14 protein-coding genes are annotated in these 17,363 nt (G+C 58.0%); 6 read left to right on the forward strand and 8 right to left on the reverse strand.

Annotation, left to right across the window (positions count from 1 at the left end; genetic code table 11):
* Nucleotides 1-12: 12 nt before the first annotated feature.
* Complete coding sequence (locus ACKWRH_RS10610) at nt 13-1,956, forward strand: ATP-dependent helicase (RefSeq protein ID WP_445220465.1); 1,944 nt, start codon at nt 13-15, stop codon at nt 1,954-1,956.
* A gap of 891 nt (nt 1,957-2,847) precedes the next feature.
* Here the strand turns inward: ACKWRH_RS10610 and ACKWRH_RS10615 are convergent.
* The gene (locus ACKWRH_RS10615) at nt 2,848-3,099 is read right to left on the reverse strand and encodes a dienelactone hydrolase family protein (RefSeq protein ID WP_445220466.1); all 252 of its coding nucleotides are present in this window, start codon (nt 3,097-3,099) and stop codon (nt 2,848-2,850) included.
* 581 nt (nt 3,100-3,680) lie between these two features.
* Here ACKWRH_RS10615 and ACKWRH_RS10620 point away from each other — a divergent pair.
* The 3 genes from ACKWRH_RS10620 (at nt 3,681) to ACKWRH_RS10630 (ending at nt 7,129) form a co-directional block, all read left to right on the forward strand.
* Nucleotides 3,681-4,451 carry an outer membrane protein gene (locus ACKWRH_RS10620; protein ID WP_445220467.1) on the forward strand — a complete coding sequence of 257 codons (771 nt, stop codon included), beginning with the start codon at nt 3,681-3,683 and terminating at the stop codon, nt 4,449-4,451.
* 155 nt (nt 4,452-4,606) lie between these two features.
* Nucleotides 4,607-5,674 (forward strand): patatin-like phospholipase family protein, encoded by a 1,068-nt coding sequence (locus ACKWRH_RS10625; protein WP_445220468.1) that lies wholly within the window; start codon nt 4,607-4,609, stop codon nt 5,672-5,674.
* Nucleotides 5,675-5,677: 3 nt separating this feature from the next.
* Nucleotides 5,678-7,129, forward strand: a complete 1,452-nt coding sequence (locus tag ACKWRH_RS10630) for a GntP family permease (RefSeq protein WP_445220469.1) — start codon at nt 5,678-5,680, stop codon at nt 7,127-7,129.
* A gap of 822 nt (nt 7,130-7,951) precedes the next feature.
* Here the strand turns inward: ACKWRH_RS10630 and ACKWRH_RS10635 are convergent.
* The 5 genes from ACKWRH_RS10635 to ACKWRH_RS10655 form a co-directional block, all read right to left on the reverse strand.
* Entirely contained in the window at nt 7,952-8,281 is a 330-nt protein-coding gene (locus ACKWRH_RS10635) for a DUF3768 domain-containing protein (protein WP_445220470.1), read from the reverse strand.
* Between the two features lie 90 nt (nt 8,282-8,371).
* Nucleotides 8,372-9,235, reverse strand: coding sequence for a hypothetical protein (locus ACKWRH_RS10640; protein WP_445220471.1), 864 nt, complete (start codon nt 9,233-9,235; stop codon nt 8,372-8,374).
* A 244-nt stretch (nt 9,236-9,479) separates the two neighbouring features.
* The gene (locus ACKWRH_RS10645; RefSeq protein ID WP_445220472.1) at nt 9,480-10,172 is read right to left on the reverse strand and encodes a hypothetical protein; all 693 of its coding nucleotides are present in this window, start codon (nt 10,170-10,172) and stop codon (nt 9,480-9,482) included.
* Nucleotides 10,173-10,498: 326 nt separating this feature from the next.
* The gene (locus ACKWRH_RS10650; RefSeq protein WP_445222368.1) at nt 10,499-11,074 is read right to left on the reverse strand and encodes a tyrosine-type recombinase/integrase; all 576 of its coding nucleotides are present in this window, start codon (nt 11,072-11,074) and stop codon (nt 10,499-10,501) included.
* Between the two features lie 249 nt (nt 11,075-11,323).
* The gene (locus ACKWRH_RS10655) at nt 11,324-11,599 is read right to left on the reverse strand and encodes a hypothetical protein (RefSeq protein WP_445220473.1); all 276 of its coding nucleotides are present in this window, start codon (nt 11,597-11,599) and stop codon (nt 11,324-11,326) included.
* Between the two features lie 212 nt (nt 11,600-11,811).
* On the opposite strand from ACKWRH_RS10655, the gene ACKWRH_RS10660 reads away from it, so the two are divergent.
* Nucleotides 11,812-12,138 (forward strand): thermonuclease family protein, encoded by a 327-nt coding sequence (locus ACKWRH_RS10660; RefSeq protein WP_445220474.1) that lies wholly within the window; start codon nt 11,812-11,814, stop codon nt 12,136-12,138.
* Between the two features lie 12 nt (nt 12,139-12,150).
* Nucleotides 12,151-13,047, forward strand: coding sequence for a DUF2971 domain-containing protein (locus ACKWRH_RS10665; RefSeq protein WP_445220475.1), 897 nt, complete (start codon nt 12,151-12,153; stop codon nt 13,045-13,047).
* A gap of 6 nt (nt 13,048-13,053) precedes the next feature.
* Here the strand turns inward: ACKWRH_RS10665 and ACKWRH_RS10670 are convergent, their stop codons facing one another.
* On the reverse strand, nt 13,054-15,672 hold the full coding sequence (locus ACKWRH_RS10670; protein ID WP_445220476.1) for a hypothetical protein: 2,619 nt from the start codon (nt 15,670-15,672) through the stop codon (nt 13,054-13,056).
* Complete coding sequence (locus ACKWRH_RS10675; protein ID WP_445220477.1) at nt 15,669-17,270, reverse strand: hypothetical protein; 1,602 nt, start codon at nt 17,268-17,270, stop codon at nt 15,669-15,671. Before ACKWRH_RS10675 ends, ACKWRH_RS10670 begins: the two co-directional genes overlap by 4 nt.
* Nucleotides 17,271-17,363 lie beyond the last annotated feature (93 nt).

A 17,363-nucleotide genomic window follows, 5' to 3' on the forward strand; every position in this document is an offset into this window, starting at 1 on the left:
GACGGTGCGCAAATGGCAAAAACTCCTAGCTATCTTGACAAGCTGAACAAAGAACAGAGAGCCGCAGTGGTTTGCGGAATTCGTCCGGGGAAACCTCGGCGAAAGAAGCCTTTGCTGATCAACGCTGGCCCAGGCTCCGGAAAAACGAGAACGTTAGCAGCGTGCATTGCTTATACCGCCGAGTGCGGCGCAAATCCGGATCAAATGATGATCTGCTCATTTACTCGCAAAGCGGCCACTGAACTGATCGAGCGGGTAAGAAGGTTGCGGAGAATGTCCCGTGGTGATTCCGATGGATTTTCCCTCGCTGGCACGTTCCACTCCATTGCGTTGAAATTTTTGCGGCGATTCGGGCAGGAAATCGGGCTGCGCAACGATTTCTCAGTTCTTGGAAAAAGCGATGCAATCGAGTTCATTGCTTCTATCCAGCGTCAACTGAAGTTACCGCGATCATTCCCGCGGGCGAGGGATTGCATTGGTATTTTTTCCTACCGTATGAATGCCCGAATGTCGCTCGCGGCGACGTTAGAACGACGATACATAAGGTATCGTCGCTTCAAACGCGGATTAGCCAGCTTGCTGGAACGATACGAAATGGTCAAGAAGGAACAGAATCTGGTCGACTATGACGATCTCCTTTTTCACTTTTCTCGCCTTGTCCGTCATCCATTCGCTCGGGATGAAGTACGCAGGCAGATTAGGTTCGTCTTTGTCGACGAGTTTCAGGATACGTCGCGTCTTCAGTGGCAGATCATAAAACGCCTTACGCCCCGCGGAGAAGGGTTGACGGTCGTTGGAGACGACGCGCAGGCGATTTATGGATTTCGAGCCGCGAGCGTCACCAACATTCGCAGATTCAAGAGGCGGTTTAGGCGTGGTGCTCGGAGAGTCACACTTTCTCAGAATTACCGCTCGACGCGGCGGATAGTTGCGGCGACCAGCGACATCATGACGTCTGCAACTGATGACCGGCTTGATAAGGAACTATGGTCGAAAAACGAGCGAGGACCGCAGCCGCGCCTCATCGCCGTATTCGATGAACGAGCTCAGGCAAGGTACGTCATCAGTCATGCCAGAATGTTGAGAAAGCGGGGAGTCGCCTTCAATAACCAAGCCGTGTTGTTTCGGACGTCTCGGGAGGCCGCCGCTTTGGAGAACGAACTAGCCAAAGCGCGCATTCCATTCGTTAAATGGGGCGGGCGCGCTCTTTCGGAAAAATCCCACGTGCGGGAATTCATCTCTCTTCTGCGGTGGTACGAAAACCCCAGGTCTGAATTCGACGCCACTCGTGTATTTCAAAAGTTTCCGGGCATAGGTAAGGCGCGAGCGAAAGCGCTTTTTCGGCAAATTGACCCGCTGAACGTCAAACATTCGCTGCGGGTGGCCGAGGTTCCGGAGGCAGCCAGGGCGAAATGGGATTCCTTAAGGAGGCTGATTGTCGGAGCGAAGCGGAGTCGGAGAACCTGGCCAAGCACAATCCGGTCGCTGAAACGATGGTTTTTAACGCTCGATTCGCGTGCGTCCAAAGAGTTTGCTGGCCGAGCAGCTGACGTTGAAAGGTTCGTCGCTTTGGGCGAAACACATCGCTCCTGCAGGGCATTTCTATCCAGCATCCTGGTCGATTCCGCAGAGACCGATCTGCCGGGTAATGACGCGCTGATCCTGTCGACCATTCACTCCGCGAAAGGGCACGAATTCAGGGCCGTCACAATTTTATCGGTCGTGGAAGGTTGCATTCCTTCGAACAATGCGCAATCGCCCGAAGCGATAGAAGAGGAGCGCCGAATTTTGTATGTCGGAATGACCCGAGCCCGGACGTTTTTAGAGCTGATTGTGCCCCAGCATGTGTCTCTTCGCAGTGGCGTCGCGGGCGACAAACATCAGCTTTTGAGTCGCTCGCGCTTCTTGGATGGCAGGGTGTCTCGACGGCTTCGGAATGGTTTTGGGGGACTCTAAAGTCGCAACCCAGGCGATATTTCGGGCGAGTGACGTTCAAAAAGAGCAATCTTTGGCGTGGAAAACCGGGAAATCAAAAAAGTTGATCGCGATGCCGGGCGAGGAGACTTGGTTTCGTTTCCGATGTCAATGAACGATATACGGTGACATTTGGTCGGCGCCGCGATGGAGTAGTCTTACTTGCTAAGTCGGCGCAGCCAGAGATCCCGTTGTTGGCTCGGAAAAATCGGTGTAAGTCGTTGGGCGTCACATTCTTCATGACGGCGTACTGCAACGCGCGTGTCCAGCGGCTCCGCATGCGGAGGTCGGAGTGATCGCAAGAAGCGTCAACTATGGTTCGTAGCGAATGTTGGCCAGAGCGCACCGGTGTCATCAGCACGCTAGGAGCAATTTCAGCAAGGTGATCCAGCAAGTCGTTACCCTCGAAATAGTCGTATGCGCGGAGAACTGACCGAAGGTATCGATAATCCGCGAACCGGTGTTTCCGTGCTGCCGCCTTTTCTGCGGCTTTTCGCACCTTTTTAATCCGGGCAACAATCTTACGGGTCGACGGCCCCAACGACGCTACTGACGATTTCATAGGCACCTCCAAAGTTGAGATGCTGTAAATTAGAGTCGCTTGCGACGTTTCAGGCGATGGTCGAGGCGAAATGTCGACGTTTTTGGAGTCCTTTTGGTCGGCCAAGGTTTCTGAGAGTTATTTGAGGTCGGTGAGTAGGAGGAGTGGCGAGCGCGCGTCCTTCAAATATCAAGCAACCTACGGCGCCGCGTTTTCAAGCATTCGCGCAAAGAATTCCCTTGTTCGTTTAAATGAACCCTCGGCAACTTGCGGATTTCCGCTGATTTTGTGTTTCTTCAAACCACCTCCTATGCTCCAGCCGGCTACTTCGGTCATGCCCTGTAATCGATCAAAGCCATGTGCGCGCCAGGATAAAACACCATCTCCACCGGAGCGACTTTCGATACGGCGGCCTGTAATTCGCGGCACAACGGTGCGGGGGTCCAGTCATCATCCTCGCCGATGAGAACGAGGAGAGGCACATCAATATTGGCGTCAAGTTTGGGATTGCAATACGGGTAGTAGGCGGCGGCACCTCGGACGCCAAACAGCTTCAATTGGTACTTCACTTGAACAGCCGTCATGATCGTCTAAGCGCCATCCGAAAGGCAAGCCGGCCCGGTCCTTTGCAACATACGGCGGCTTCCGGAGATATTCCGCAGTGTCATAGATGTCCGAAACGCGCATCTCGGGCGTAACGGAGCTAGTCTCTTTGCAGATGTTTCCGAAACCAGCGGCGCAAAGCTGTCAACGACAACGGCAACATGGCCCCAGGAGATCAGCCTTTCGGCCCAAAGCTTGTGATGGGCGTCAAGGGCGCCGCAACCATGCAAGACCATGATTGCAGGAAAAGTGCCGCTGCCGGAGGGACGTATATCTCTGCATGTTCAGTCGTTGGCTCAACATCGGACACTCGGAGATCGACTCGAATTGCCATTCGGCCAATGGCTTAAATCTGAGCCGTTCCGCCGTGGATTTGGCCCTCGGTCGGCAGGCAGCATCCGTAACCGGCCCGACATGCTCGACTGTTCATCGAACGAAACGCTCAAGCAACGCTTGCGACCCAGTCAACTACCAACCTTAGCAATTGATGAAGAAGACGCACACATGGCAATCGTGGGCGATAGACAGTCAAGGAAATCGATTCAGAAATGGGCCAAAAAGAATGAAAGAAGTCCTGCTGGGCTCGGTAACCCTTGTCGCGCTGACCGCTTCGGCCTCCGCCGCTGATCTGGCGGCGCGGCCCTACATAAAAGAACCTCCGATGGTCACTCGGATCTACGACTGGAGCGGCTTTTACATCGGCATTAGCGGCGGCGGTGGCTCCGCGCATCAGTGCTGGGACGTCGTCAACGCCGGGGGCTTGGTCGTTGCTCCGCCCCTTGCCATGGGGTGCAACAATGCGACTGGAGGTACTGCTGGTGGTCAAATCGGCTACCGCTGGCAGATAGCGAACTCGGTGTTCGGCCTTGAGGCCCAGGGCAACTGGGCCGACTTCAAGGGCTCCAACGCTAACCTCGCCTTTGCGGGCGTCCAGGATGAATCCAAGATTGGTGCATTCGGCCTGTTCACGGGTCAGGTCGGCTATGCCTGGAATAACGTACTGCTTTACGTGAAAGGTGGCGCTGCGGTCGCCAGCAACAAATACCGGGTTTTCGATTTTGCGACCGGGCTGACCATTGACAACGGGAGCGAACCCCGTTGGGGCGGCGCGGTAGGAGCGGGCCTTGAGTTCGGCTTCGCTCCGAACTGGTCCGTCGGCATCGAGTACGACCATTTGTTCATGGGCCATCGGGACGTGGACTTCTTTTTTTCAGCTGGAATCGGAGGGGTTCCGGTGGGCGCTCGTGCGGGGACCGCCCGCATCGGTCAGGACGTCGACGTCGGTCTGGTCCGTGTGAACTATCGCTGGGATGGTGCGGTCGCAAAATTTTAATCTTCGCCAATCGTGTCCAACAGGTGAAGTGCAACTATTTCGCCGGTGCGGCGCGAAGCGCACCTTTTTGCTCTCTTCAAGCATGGCCGCACAATTGTGGTGCGCCGGTTGGTGCGGCGCCGTGGCGAGGCGACAGCACCTTCGTGGAGGCAAAAATGTGCGAGTCTAACAACCGATCTGGAGAGTTGCCAGCGGAGGCGAGAAGGCCTCGCGAGCCTGTCCTTGTGGATGTGGCCCTGCAGGGCGGTGGCTCGCACGGCGCCTTTACTTGGGGCGTGCTCGATCGTCTTCTTGAGGAGAACTGGCTTCGCATCATCGGCCTATCCGGCACCTCGGCCGGCGCGATGAACGCAGCCGTGATGGCCTATGGCTATGCCGCGGGCGGAGCGGAAGGGGCGCGGGCCGCCCTCGACGCCTATTGGGAGCTCGTCGCGGAGGCGGCACGCTTAAGCCCGTTTCAACGCAGCCCGATCGACGTATGGCTCGGCCGCTGGACGCTCGATTATTCTCCGCTGCTTATCGCAATGGACATGATCTCGCGTCTCTTCTCGCCCTACGATCTCAACTTGACCGGCGCCAACCCGCTCCGTTCCATACTCGAACGGGCGATCGATTTCGAGTTGCTCAAAAGGTCGCCAGTTCGGATCTTCATCACCGCGACCAATGTCCGAACCGGTCGCGGCCGGGTGTTCCAGAACTCTGAGATCACGCCGGATGTCCTGCTTGCCTCCGCCTGCCTGCCGACTCTCTTCAAGGCGGTGGAGATCGACGGCGAGAGTTATTGGGACGGCGGCTACGCCGGAAACCCGACGCTGACGCCGCTTGTGCGAGAGCTGGATTCGAACGACACAATTCTTGTGCCGATTAATCCGATCGAGCGTCCCGGCACGCCCCGGACCGCGGCCGAAATTCTGAACCGCCTCAACGAAGTGTCGTTCAATGCCACCACACTGAAGGAACTTCGGATGATTGCCCTTCTGCGCAAGGTCGCGGATCTCGGTGACAGCGAGGGCGCGCGCTGGGGGAGGATGCGCATCCATCTCGTCCGTAACACCATTATGAGCACGCTCGGCTATTCGTCCAAGCTCAACGCCGAGCGGGCGTTTCTCCGCATGCTGCGGGATGAGGGGCGGAAAGCGGCGCATGAGTTTCTGGACGTCGATGGAGACAATCTTGGGAAACGGTCTTCGGTCGATCTGGACATCCTCCTGGAGGGAGTCTGATCCTTGGGCTTTCTCGGCATTCTGCTGGGCCTCGGCCTCTTAGTGTTGTTCGCATATCGAGGCTGGAGCGTCCTGCTCCTCGCGCCAATCGCCGCGCTCATCGCGGCGTTTTTTTCGGGCGAGCCTCTGCTCGCTAACTGGACCCAGACCTTCATGGTCGGCGCGGCTGGCTTCATCGGGCAGTTCTTCCCACTGTTCCTCCTCGGGGCTCTATTTGGCAAAGTTATGGAGGACAGCGGCTCGGTCAGCGCGATCGCGGATTTCATGACCGCGAAGCTCGGTGCACAGCGGGCAATCCTCGCCGTGGTGCTCGCCGGTGCGATTGTGACCTATGGCGGCGTCAGCCTTTTCGTCGCCCTGTTTGTGCTAGCCCCGATGGCCGAGGCCTTGTTCCGTGCCGCCGATATCCCGCGGCGGCTGATGCCGGCAGCGATTGCGCTTGGCACGTTCACCTTCACCATGATGGCGCTCCCGGGCACGCCGGCGATCCAGAACGCCATCCCAATGCCCTTCTTCGGCACCACACTCTTCGCCGCGCCAGGGCTCGGCATCATCGCGTCGGCGATCATGCTCGGCTTCGGCCTTTGGTGGCTCACGCGGGCCGAGGCAGGCGCGAGGCTCAGGAAGGAAGGGTTCTCTGGCGACACGATGCTGCCCAAGCATCGCCTCGCCGATCCCGCGCTGCGTGAGCGCGCCGCCACCGCGCGGGAGTTTGATCCTGCCGAGATCGAGCGGGGACATCTTAGCCTGGATCTGCCACCGGTCATCCTCGCCGGGCTGCCGCTGATGCTCGTGATCGTGGTCAATTTAACCTTGTCGGTCGTCGTCCTTCCGCGAATTAATTTCGACTTTCTCACCGAGGAACGCTGGGGCGAAACGCCCTTCGCTGCGGTGAGCGGTGTGTGGTCGGTCGCCGTAGCGCTCATCGTCGCTATTGTAGCGACGATCCTGTTGAACCGGTCTCGTCTGCCGAGGCTGCGCGACACACTGGACGCTGGTGCCAACGCCTCGGTGCTGCCCATCTTCAGTGTAGCGAGTCTCGTCGGGTTCGGCGCCGTGATCGCCGCATTGCCGTCCTTTACGCTGGTGCGTGATTGGGTGCTCTCGATCGGCGGTGGTCCGCTCGTCTCCCTCGCCGTAGCCACGAACATCCTCGCCGCGCTAACCGGCTCGGCGTCTGGCGGCCTGACCATCGCGCTCGACGCGCTCGGCGCGACCTATTTGTCGCGGGCACTTGAACTGAACATCGATCGGGAACTCCTGCATCGCGTCGCCGTGATGAGCGCCGGCACTCTCGACAGTCTTCCCCATAGCGGGGCGGTGGTCACCTTGCTTTCGGTCTGTGGCGCTACACCCAAGGAGAGCTATCGAGACATTATCATGGTTGCTATCGTAGGCGCTCTGCTCGCGCTTGCGGTTGTCATCCTGTTGGGCTCGATCGTTGGAAGCTTCTGAATGAGACGGGCCCCCGATCCGGGGCTGAACGATCACACAAGATGCAAGTGTGGCTGACCGATATGACTCGGTGCAAGATCTTTGAGGAAGCCCTGGTCGGACTGCAAACGTCCGGAAGCTGAACCGTGTCATGTCCGTGGTCCCGCTGTTCAAGTTCATCATTCTGACCTTCTTCGGGTTTTTCGACCTTGGGCTGCCATTGGGAACGCTCGGCCCCCGATGTTCTCCGCCTCGGCTTTGGGCCGAAGATGATCTTGACGGTAATCGGCATCCAGTCGATCGTTAGTCGCCATCGCGACGGCATCCTTTGCGACGAGCTCTGGCGAGCGTCGCACGGTATTTGCTCATCGCTGCGATCCTCGCCGCCCTGTTCTATTCGTGGAATGGCGGTCGGCGTACATTGAGGGGCATTCGTATACGGACGAGGCTATGGGCGCGCCGCCCGAAATCAGGGACCTGGCTGAGATGATCCCGCGTGTCGATGCGCTCATAAAAGGCGCTAAGCAAGTCAGGAAGGCCGCAGTTAGCTGCGGCGGCCCTCTCAAAGTGAGTAGTATGACATGCTTCCATATCAGGTGCGCAGTATCTCGTGCTCGAACGCGCGCATGAGGGGCGAAGTTTTGCCGAAAAGCAGCGTTCGTGTCTCTTTCGAGTTAGCGGCATGGCGCGATCTCCGCTGCCGCGTTAACGCAAGTATGCCTTGATAGGCCAAACTGGAGATTACGCCGCCTCCATGTTTCCAACCACCTTTGCCCCACCGTCGACGCGCGCTATTTCCTTCTTGATCGAACGTTAGTTGAGCGGTGCCATTGAGAGTCGTGCCTAATACTCTTCGGCAAGCATCAATGTGATCACGCGCGTTGTTACTGCTGGGTCAGCGGGATCCGGTGAGTGTCTCGACATCGACGGGTCATAGTAGTCGATCTTAAAGATGACGTTCGCTCCTTCAAAGTCGAACATGCCAAAGTCATGTTCTTCGTGAGGATCGTTTGCGTTACAAAAGTCGTCGAAGACCGCGATTGTGCGGACCAGGCGGTCAACCGCTTCGGGGCCAAGCGCGGCGATCCCCGGCGTCATGACGGCGTTTCCGCCCAGAAGATGTTGGCGTAGCTCGTCGTTAAGCGCACGTATCCGATCCGTGTCCAAGGACATGGCTGCTCCTAATGAGTGATGAGTGGAAAAGGATGGTAAGGAGTGATTGGAATGGCGCGGGACACGCGCCATTCCAAGTTTACCGAAGCGTCACTGCGTGTCGCGACTTAGCAGTGCGACCGCTCGGCAAGGCCGAAAGAATTGTGGCAACTTCGGGTAGTCGCGGTAGCGGAGGGCCAATAGACCATCCTTACGTCCAACGACGATTGCTTCTGCCCAACCGTATTCGGGTGACTCTTGCGCAATGACGAGGTGTCCGGGTTCGATCACGTCCCAGTTTTCAGGAGAGCCCTTCTGTTCAGGCAGAGGACTTTGGATTTTGCCCCGTGGCACGGCATCGGGCTCGTCGGCAAGATCCACAATGACTTCGCTGTACACGGATTGCCGGATTTCAGGGAGGGTGAGGAGGCCCGTCAAGGGAAGCTTTCCGACCGGAAGCGATTCTGACAGACTGATCGAAGCGGTGGTTCTCAGTTCGTATAGATTGAGCTTCGCTTCAGTTGACAATTTGATGAGGCGATCTTCGTCGGGGTCCTGAAATTTCGCTCCGCGTGGCTTGAGAGTTTCATCGAAGCCGAGGACAATGAAGACCTTGCGCTGCCTTTTGGGATCCATTGCTTTTGTTGGATGGACCTTGGTGGCAGCAGCAGCTTTCGATCTGGCTGGCCGCGCAGCGGCCGATAGTTCATCGTACAAGGCTTGCTTGATGTAAGGCAGAAACGCTCTTCCCGTACTGTGGACGCGACCGGTCGGGATTTTCGCAACGATCTCGACCAGACTTGGTCGGTCGACATTGCAAGCAACCAGCTTGAGCGAGCGGGCGGCCTTTCTGGCCATTGTCGCATGTTGCTTGGGGAAGCGTCCGGCTTTCGGCTTACCGTTCTCGTCGAGGCCGAAGACAATGATTGCCGACGTGGAGGGGGCGTCTTGCTTTGAAGATTTGAGCTTAGTCATTGTGCGCTCCCTGAAAAGCAGAAGGGGCCCGATTTGGGCCCCTTGCTGAAACAGTATCCTCGCTGGTTATCCGGGCGAACCCCGGCCATCTCGTTCTTGTCATTTGGACCACTCCTTTGCCTGTTTAGACGAGATGTATTAAGTTGATCTCGTCGCGAGTACAGTATAAGTAGAATGCCAAAAATGCAATAAAATCAATACTTTATGACTCGTATCACTGCTTGTATTAATCGAGAATATACTGCTACTTCGGCGCAATTTTGTCGCAAATACTGTAAAGTTTGCAAAATTGTACTGAGCATGACTTGCGATCATCAGTATTATTGCCGTTGCAGATGTTTAAAGCGTCTGCAGCACAGTAACGCCAAAGAGCGTGTTGAATAAAGCGCGGAAAATCGGCCGGAAAATCGCGATCAAACTGCCGCGCATCGATTCTGGCCGAGATAAGCCGCAACGCTTCGGCGCAGCCGCCAAGTGCGTAGCAACGCGGACCGTAGGAATGATCGGTGCCGAGCCGCTCCAAAATTCCGGTGCGGACGAGGAGGTTGTGCACCAGCCGGTCCACGACAATCATGGCACTGCCGACTGCGAACCAATCGGGGCGGGCCTCACGATCTGCCATGAGAATCGACGAGAGTGTCATCGTCAAAACTTTATCCGAAACCCCAAAGACGTGACGGGTCGGACCGACTAAGGCCTCTTGAGCGGACACGTAGCTAACCTGATTTGCGGTTGAGAGTTGGTGATCGATCCAGGCAAAAAGATCGGAATCGGCGACGTCTCTGACAAACAGAAAGAAGCTAAAGGCGGTTTGGTTGAGGTGACCGTTCCTCAGCGGAGCCTTAGGGACCGGACACCTGTCGATAAGTTTGAGATGGCTGCAAGTACGCCGGGTCTTGTCGTAGCGGCAGTTCTCGTAGGTCCAGTAACTGTCCAAGAGATGGCATGCTGGGTCACATGCCGTCTGACTGATCTCTTGCCAGGTTATTCCGCCGTGAGCCTGAAGGTACGACTTCGCGACTCTGTCTGAAATTCCCTGGAAGGAGAACGCTTCGACCATCCAGTTGAATAGGAGCGGCGTTTCTCGAGCTCGCACGATTTCATGAAGGTCGGGATCTGGCGAGCTGATACTGAGTTGAGGAGCGGACGAGAGTTGGCCACTGCTATTGCGGCATATGGCCTCGATCAGGCCGGTTGCGTACCTGACCGCCGCTGCGGCGGTGGACCGAGAGTTCTCCGTCGCTGCTAATGATTGAGACTTTGCTAGATCAAAGATACGAGCCTCCTCTGGGCATCGCTGTCACCATCGATGTATCGCTGGGTTGTTTGGATCGAGCGATGGCCAGCCAAGAGCTGCACGTCTCTTAGGGAGCCGCCTGCCTTGTGAACGAGCCGCGCGGCTCGCGTAATAAAGGTTCGTCGGCCCGAATGTGAGGAACAGCCACTGAGACCGATCGCCTGAAATGCCCGATTGAACCAGACTACGATGCTGAGTGGCGTCATCGGTCCGCCGCGCTCAGATCGCACGATTGGCCCGTGTCCTGGAGATAGCCTTCGTAAGACGAGCAGTGCTTGTCGGAGATCCTTTTGAACCGGGATTCGTCGACCGTGGCGCTTCTTTGCGACGCTGTCCCGTACTTCAATCGTCGCGCCGATCTCGCCTTCTGCGCTTTCGACCATGTCCCATGTCAGTTTGGCAATCTCGGCGGCGCGTAAGCCGGCCTTCAACGACAACAAGATGATGGCGCGGTTTCTATCCGGGTGTCGGGTCATGTCGGCGAATGAGAGCAAATCTCGCGCCGCTTGATCAGAAAGTATCTTGGCTTGCTTGCCTGCCATCTCGATCAAACCGAATGCTAGATTCTAGCTGTTCGGCTGAACGCTGCAACAGAATAAATGCTTATCAGTTTGTTCGATGCAGCGAGCGCGCGAGAAGAGGTCGGCGATGAGGAAATGAATGGCGCTTGGCCACTGATAAGGAATTGAGAGAAACCTTATCAGTTGCCGATGAGGTAGCCACGAAGCAGTTGTTGTGCACACATAACGCCTCTATGACCGGTAGTGATGAATCCGCCATTCGATCGCGAGCTACATGTACCGCGCGCTCGTCGATTGCTCGCCGCCCTCTCGGTGGTCTCCACTGCTGAGCATCGCGCAGGGACGCGCGAGGTTGCCCGTGCCGGCGCTCGGCTCGAGAATGAGAAGCAGCGGGTCATCCTTGCTGCGATAGAGCGGCGTCTGGTCGATGATGCGGTCCGCGACACCATCGGGCGTCGGATAGAGCCCGTGGTTCTTGGCGAAGCTTATCTTCGGGCTGAACAATCCGCCGTCGTAGCCGGATGCCCCCAAACGGGCGTGCTTCATTTCTTTAACTAGTAGCTAATCGACCGATGAGCCGTATGATGCTATTGATACTTTCTTATCTCCTAGCGTTCGCTGGCCTGCAAGCGCCGCGGACCTCGTGGGCCGCGCATCGGTGGTGGACGGCGATACGATCGAGCTGCATGGCACGCGCATTCGGCTGTACGGGATCGATGCCCCGGAGTCCGCGCGACTGTGTCGCGACAAGTCAGGGAATGGAGTATCGCTGCGGCCAGACCTCGGCCAATGCGCTAGCGGATTTCATCGACGGCAAGCCGGTCGGCTGTAATCCTCGTGGGCCTGACCAGTATGGAAGGACGGAAGCGGTCTGCGCGGTCTCGGGCGTCGACCTTAGTGACTGGCTCGTGCGACGGGGGCTCGCGGTTGACTATGCTTATTTCTCGAGGGGGAAGTACCGAGCGGCGCAGGACGAAGCGTCGAAGGCTCGCATAGGCGTTTGGTCGGGCGATTTTATCGAGTCGTGCTACTTTCGGTCGTGTCTAAAAAGTGGGAGATTGCCCCCGGATTGCTCCTCCCCCTGACGAGGTAAGCCGATGGCGTTGCCGCCGCTCTACAAGTACATGGATGTCGAGGGCGCGAAGTTGACTCTCGGCAATCGTACGTTCAAGCATGCGAAGCCTTCGGACTTCAACGATACGGAAGACCTGACAATCCAGTCGATTTTTCCGGAGGATCTGCCGACAGCGCTCAAGCGCGCCAGTGACGGCATGCTCGACGTCATTCTGAAACACTTGAACGATCCGCCGACATGCGCCTCGCCGATGCGCGAGAAGCTCGCGCAAATCCAGGCCCTGCTACGCGCCGACCCCAACCTTGCCGAATGGATGCGCGCTGAGATCAAAAAGGGTGGGCTCGACGGGGCCTACGATCCGGCGCACATGCAGGCTCTCGCCGAAGCGACGATCGCGGACGTCAACGAGTTTATGCAGGGGTGGCGTGTCCTATGCGTCACCACCCATAAGGATTCAGAGAAGATGTGGTCAGGCTATGCCAAGAACCACACCGGTATCGCCCTGCGTATCGAACCGAACATCCAGAAGGATTCCAAATTCCAAAAATTTGTCCCGGTCGTTTATCAGGCGAAGCGTCCCCCGCTTCATGACGATACTCTGGAATTCGTCGCGGGAGGCCTTTTCGGTGACAGGGATGCCCGGTCCATGCAGATGATGAACAAGATCATCTATGCCAAAACTCTTCCTTGGCAGCATGAAGGCGAGTACCGCCTTGCCATTCCAATCGCGCCCGGCGAGGAGCCGTGGAACACATTGCCGTATCATCCGGAGGAAATCACCGAGCTCAACATCGGCGCAGCCATGACAGATGCCGACAAAGAAGACATCATCGCCAAGGCAAAAGCGGTTAATCCGGACATCAAGGTCTTTCAGGCGAAGAAGGACAACGAGGGGCGGATCAGTTTCGACCAGATTTGACGCCGTCTACCCGACGGCCTCTGCGGCACTGTCGATCGGGTCCGTGGGGGCCCCTGCGGGGTTGGTGAGCTCCATAGCCTCGCGGAGAGCAGCGATTGCAAGCGCTATCTCCGGATTCCCAGACGAAACATCTTCGATGTTGACGCCGCTGCAGTAGGTCTCGGCCGGTGATCGAGGTGTCACTTCCCAGCCGGGAGACATCCACAGGATCGATCCGGCTCGTTGCATGGTGCTCCGTGTGGCACGGCCTGGATGAGCGGAGTTCCACGCTCGCATCGAAATAGTGAGCTTCGCCATGGCAGACGCGAGTGCCGGCGCGCGTGTGCCGATTGCAAATCCGGCGTTTTGCAGAATAACGCTTTTCGCGAGCACCGAACGTTGATCGGGATGCGACGTCGCGACGAGGTCCGTGCATCCCATGACGTCAGCGATCGCATTGGCCTGCTGGATCGTCGCTCCGAGAGACGGGGCGACTGGTTTGGCAAGTGCTGCGAGCAGCACCGTATACAGCGCGCCATCACCCACCGACTTCAGGAATTCGGCTCGTTTTTCCGGACTAGCATGACGTGCCTGAACCTGGCGAAAGAGGCCGCGCGGCTTGTCGCGACCGTAGGTCTTCGAGAACATCGTCGTGACCACCCGACACGCAACTGATGCGAGGGCGTAATCGGGAAGCCAGCCTTTCTCGTTGAGCTTGATGGCAACCAAAATAGGGAAGACAACGGCTTGCGAGAACGCCTCCGCGGGGCAGCGCTCGGCAAAGCTGGGCTTTGCGAGGCCGAACAGAAACTGTTCGATTTGATCGTGGAGGATTGCGAGCGCTTCGGCATCGCTTCTTTGCACCGGAGGAGGCGGTGGTGGCGGTGGACCGGTGTTCAAACCGTCGACCGCGCCTCCGCTCGCGTCGTTTACCTCCGGTTCGTCCGCGGTCCATCGCTCCTGCGAAAGATCCACTTCGTGCTCATCATCCGAGGCGAAAAAAAGCAGCATGACACCCCGGAGCGAGACGCCATGCATCGCGTCCTGCCCGGGCGAATACGCTCCACCTGTTGCGCCTTGGCCGTTTAAGCTGTAGGTCATCTTCGACGGGTCGACGGGGCTTGCCGGTGCGCCATCGTCGTCCGCCCCAGCGTCATTGTTATTCGTTCCCTTGGAGTCTTTAGTCAGATTTTCGACGTCCGGCGTTTCGAAATTGAAAAGGCTCGCGGAAATCGATTGAATAGCCTCGATTATTTGCTGTTCGCTGGCTCCTGCGAACCCGCGTCCCGAGAACACCGCGTGGTCAGGATTGCTATTCCTATTTTGAGCCGCGTTTTCGATAGCGCGCTCGTTATCGATCCAGCGGGGAGGCGTGGTCTGCAAGCCCGAGCCCAACGGAATTTCGAGCGCAGCAAAAACCGTCTCCGCTCCCAAAGACATATCTTCTGCAAGCCGCCCGAAATAGCGATTGCCCAGCCGGGTCATCGCGACACGAATTGGCTTTCGCTTTACGTCCAGAACCAGCGTTGCGTTCCTCGCGTCCGGAACAGGCTCGACCACGGCTTCAATGGTGCGGCCCGAAGCTCGCAAGCGAAGACTTGTTAGGCAATAACTCGCGGCTCCTTGTTCGGCACCTGGTAATTCTTCGGGTTTGTCGGGAGCGCTCAGAACATCCTTCGGAAGATGCTCGGCGCCATCGAAGTCGGCGAGCACTGGGGCGAAGTCTTTCTGGTCGGCGGTGTCGTAGACGGTGACCAGCTCGACATTTCCGTTGGCGTGGTTTGCGAGCCATGCGGCCGCGGAGCAATTCGCCGAGCCCATGACGGCGGCGTCGCCGTCGGGCCCGGAGAACCAGCAGAACTTCGCATGCACGCGCCGCTTCGGATCGCGTTCGACGAAGCGGACTTCCAAAGGGAGCTTCGCCAGCTGCTTTGCGTCGAAAGAGGCAAAGGACGGCGTAAGGCAGATTGTTGCCTTCCTGACGCCAAACGACTCATGCGCCCAGCGAAGAAAGGCGCCGTCCACATCGGTCGAGCCAGTATACATCTTGAGCGTTTTGAAGCTGCGTCCCTGCCAGCGTTGCAGTAGCTGAGGCGCAAGAGGACGCCCCGGCATTCCGAGAAGAACGGGGCTCGGTGCAGAACCGCCGGCGGCTCTGCTTAGCCAGGGAATAGTCGAGCGAATGATCTCCGTCTGCGTGTGAAAGTATTCGGACGCCGTTACCGTCGCGGCTGAGCGCAAAACGTCGGATAGCCATCCCCCGCTGTCATCCGAGCCAGGGCCGATGGGCCATGCAGCGGCGAGTTCATGATTGCCGCCCCATCCCGTGTAAGTGAGGTTGCCGGACCCTATCCAGACCTTGCCGCGCTCGGGCGACAGGCGAACGATCAGTTTCGGGTGAAAGAGATTCGAGGCCTTTGCTTCCGCGAGCGTGTACCGGCGACCGAGATAAAAAATCTGGCCGGCGCAACGCTGCATGGCTCCGCGGATTTCCGCTGCGTCTCCCAGGATGATTATGCGCCGAGTGCCTCCGATGCCGAGATCCTCAAGCGGAATGCGTTCGAAGAACAGGGGATCGAAAGCGTATGTCAGGAATATCGTGACGGGGTATCCGGTCTCCTTGCAGAAATCACGAGCGCTGATCATGCCTTCTCCAGCGCTTTGAGAGAACGCTCGAGAATGCGCTTGCCGGATTTGGTCAGCCCGTCTTTTGAAGTGAGCTTTAGTTGATCGAGCCAATCGATCGCCATCGGAAGGCGGGATCCTGTCCGGCCCGGCCTGAAGGCGTTATTTCGCGCCCAGCTGTCGGTGTCGGCGATCAAAACCGACACATCCTTTCCCTGCGGCACCGAGAAGCGGTTCCATGCCACGCGGAGGTGCTGCTGCACGGTTCGCAGGATCAGCTCGGCCATCACGTCCCGGTAGCTTCGGTCTTCGGCCAGAAATTCCGCGACTTTCGGCTTTATGACGGCGTCGATGCCGATCAGGTGCTGGGCGATGCGTCCGAGCGGAACCCGTTGCGCCGTGGCGGACGTGTCTTCGGAGCAGGTCCGTTCGCATGCAAGGCACCACGCAACCGGCAGCAGGGTTACCGCCGCATCTCCCGAGGATGCGGCATGCTCATAAAGCTCGGTGTCGGACAGGCCTCCGGTCCAGCGGGCAATGCCGTTCGTTTCAATTCGAGCATTGCCGCAGCGCTTTCGGACGCGCTCATGCACAGTACGGAAGGATAATTCGCCAGTTGTCTCGCCCGGCTTCAGGAGGCGAAACGTACGCAGGGCCTCGTCTTTGTCGGCAGCGGCGGCGACAAGGGATGCGATGACCTCGCTCGATAGGGCAGCGGAAGCTCGCTCCTGAAAGATGCTGTCAACTTCCCTCATGACCGCCGCGAAGACGTATTCGTGGCAGACGGCAAGGCAGTCTCTCACGACGAAGGCGAGAAAGCCGTCCAGGCTCGCGGCAAGAGAGGCAGGGAGCCCGGCGGGCGGCCGTTGAGCTGCCTCGAAGATGTCCGCCTCTTCGATCGGGCGATCCCCGGCCTGCGTGAGCCACAGCATCAATGCGTAGTGCCGAAGCCGCCGCCATTCAGCGGGGCTCAAGGGCTTTTCAGGCATGATGACGTCGATCAGGATGTCGCGCTCGCCGCGCGGTATCGACAGGATCGACATGGGCTCGGCGAGTTCCTGAAGTTCCTCGCGCGTTATCTTGTCCGTGTCCGGCTTTTTCGAAAGGCGAGCACCATACGCGGTGCCGTGAAGCACCTTGTCGAATTCCTTCGCCAGCACCAGGCCGCGCTGCTCGCTGAGCTTGTTGAGACCGTGTTCGGCTTGCTTGGTGAGGTTCAATTGGCGGGTGGAGGCGATATAGGCGTTCAGGGCAATGTTTTGCGCGAGCTTCTTCAGCGGAAGCGTCCTTTTTCCGGTAGCGAGCGCCTCGTTCGCGCCATCGACACCGACGAGATTGTTGACGGCAAGGCCCAGCGTCCGGTTCGCCATAACGAACGCCGCCTCCTGCGCGGCGGCGAATTTGAAGAAGGCTGACCGATCCTCCGGCAGCCGCGCTTCGGCAAAGCGCCAGACGATCCAGGAAATCACGGACATGTAACGCAGCTTCGGCGTGATTGTGGTAACGCCGTCGAAGAGATCGTTGCCGAGTGACTGAACGGGCGCGCGAAGGCCGAGCAAATCAAGGCCGCCCGTCTTGACGGCATCAAAGGAAACCCAGTCGGGTACCGGCATGCTCATTGGTGTATCGCCCCCGTCGTCAGCCTATCGTGCGATCGCGCCGCCGCAAGACCTCAAAAATCATCGGAAAGCCCAAGAGCGGGCAATTGGCGG

It is taken from the genome of Bradyrhizobium sp. Pa8, from assembly GCF_052588265.1.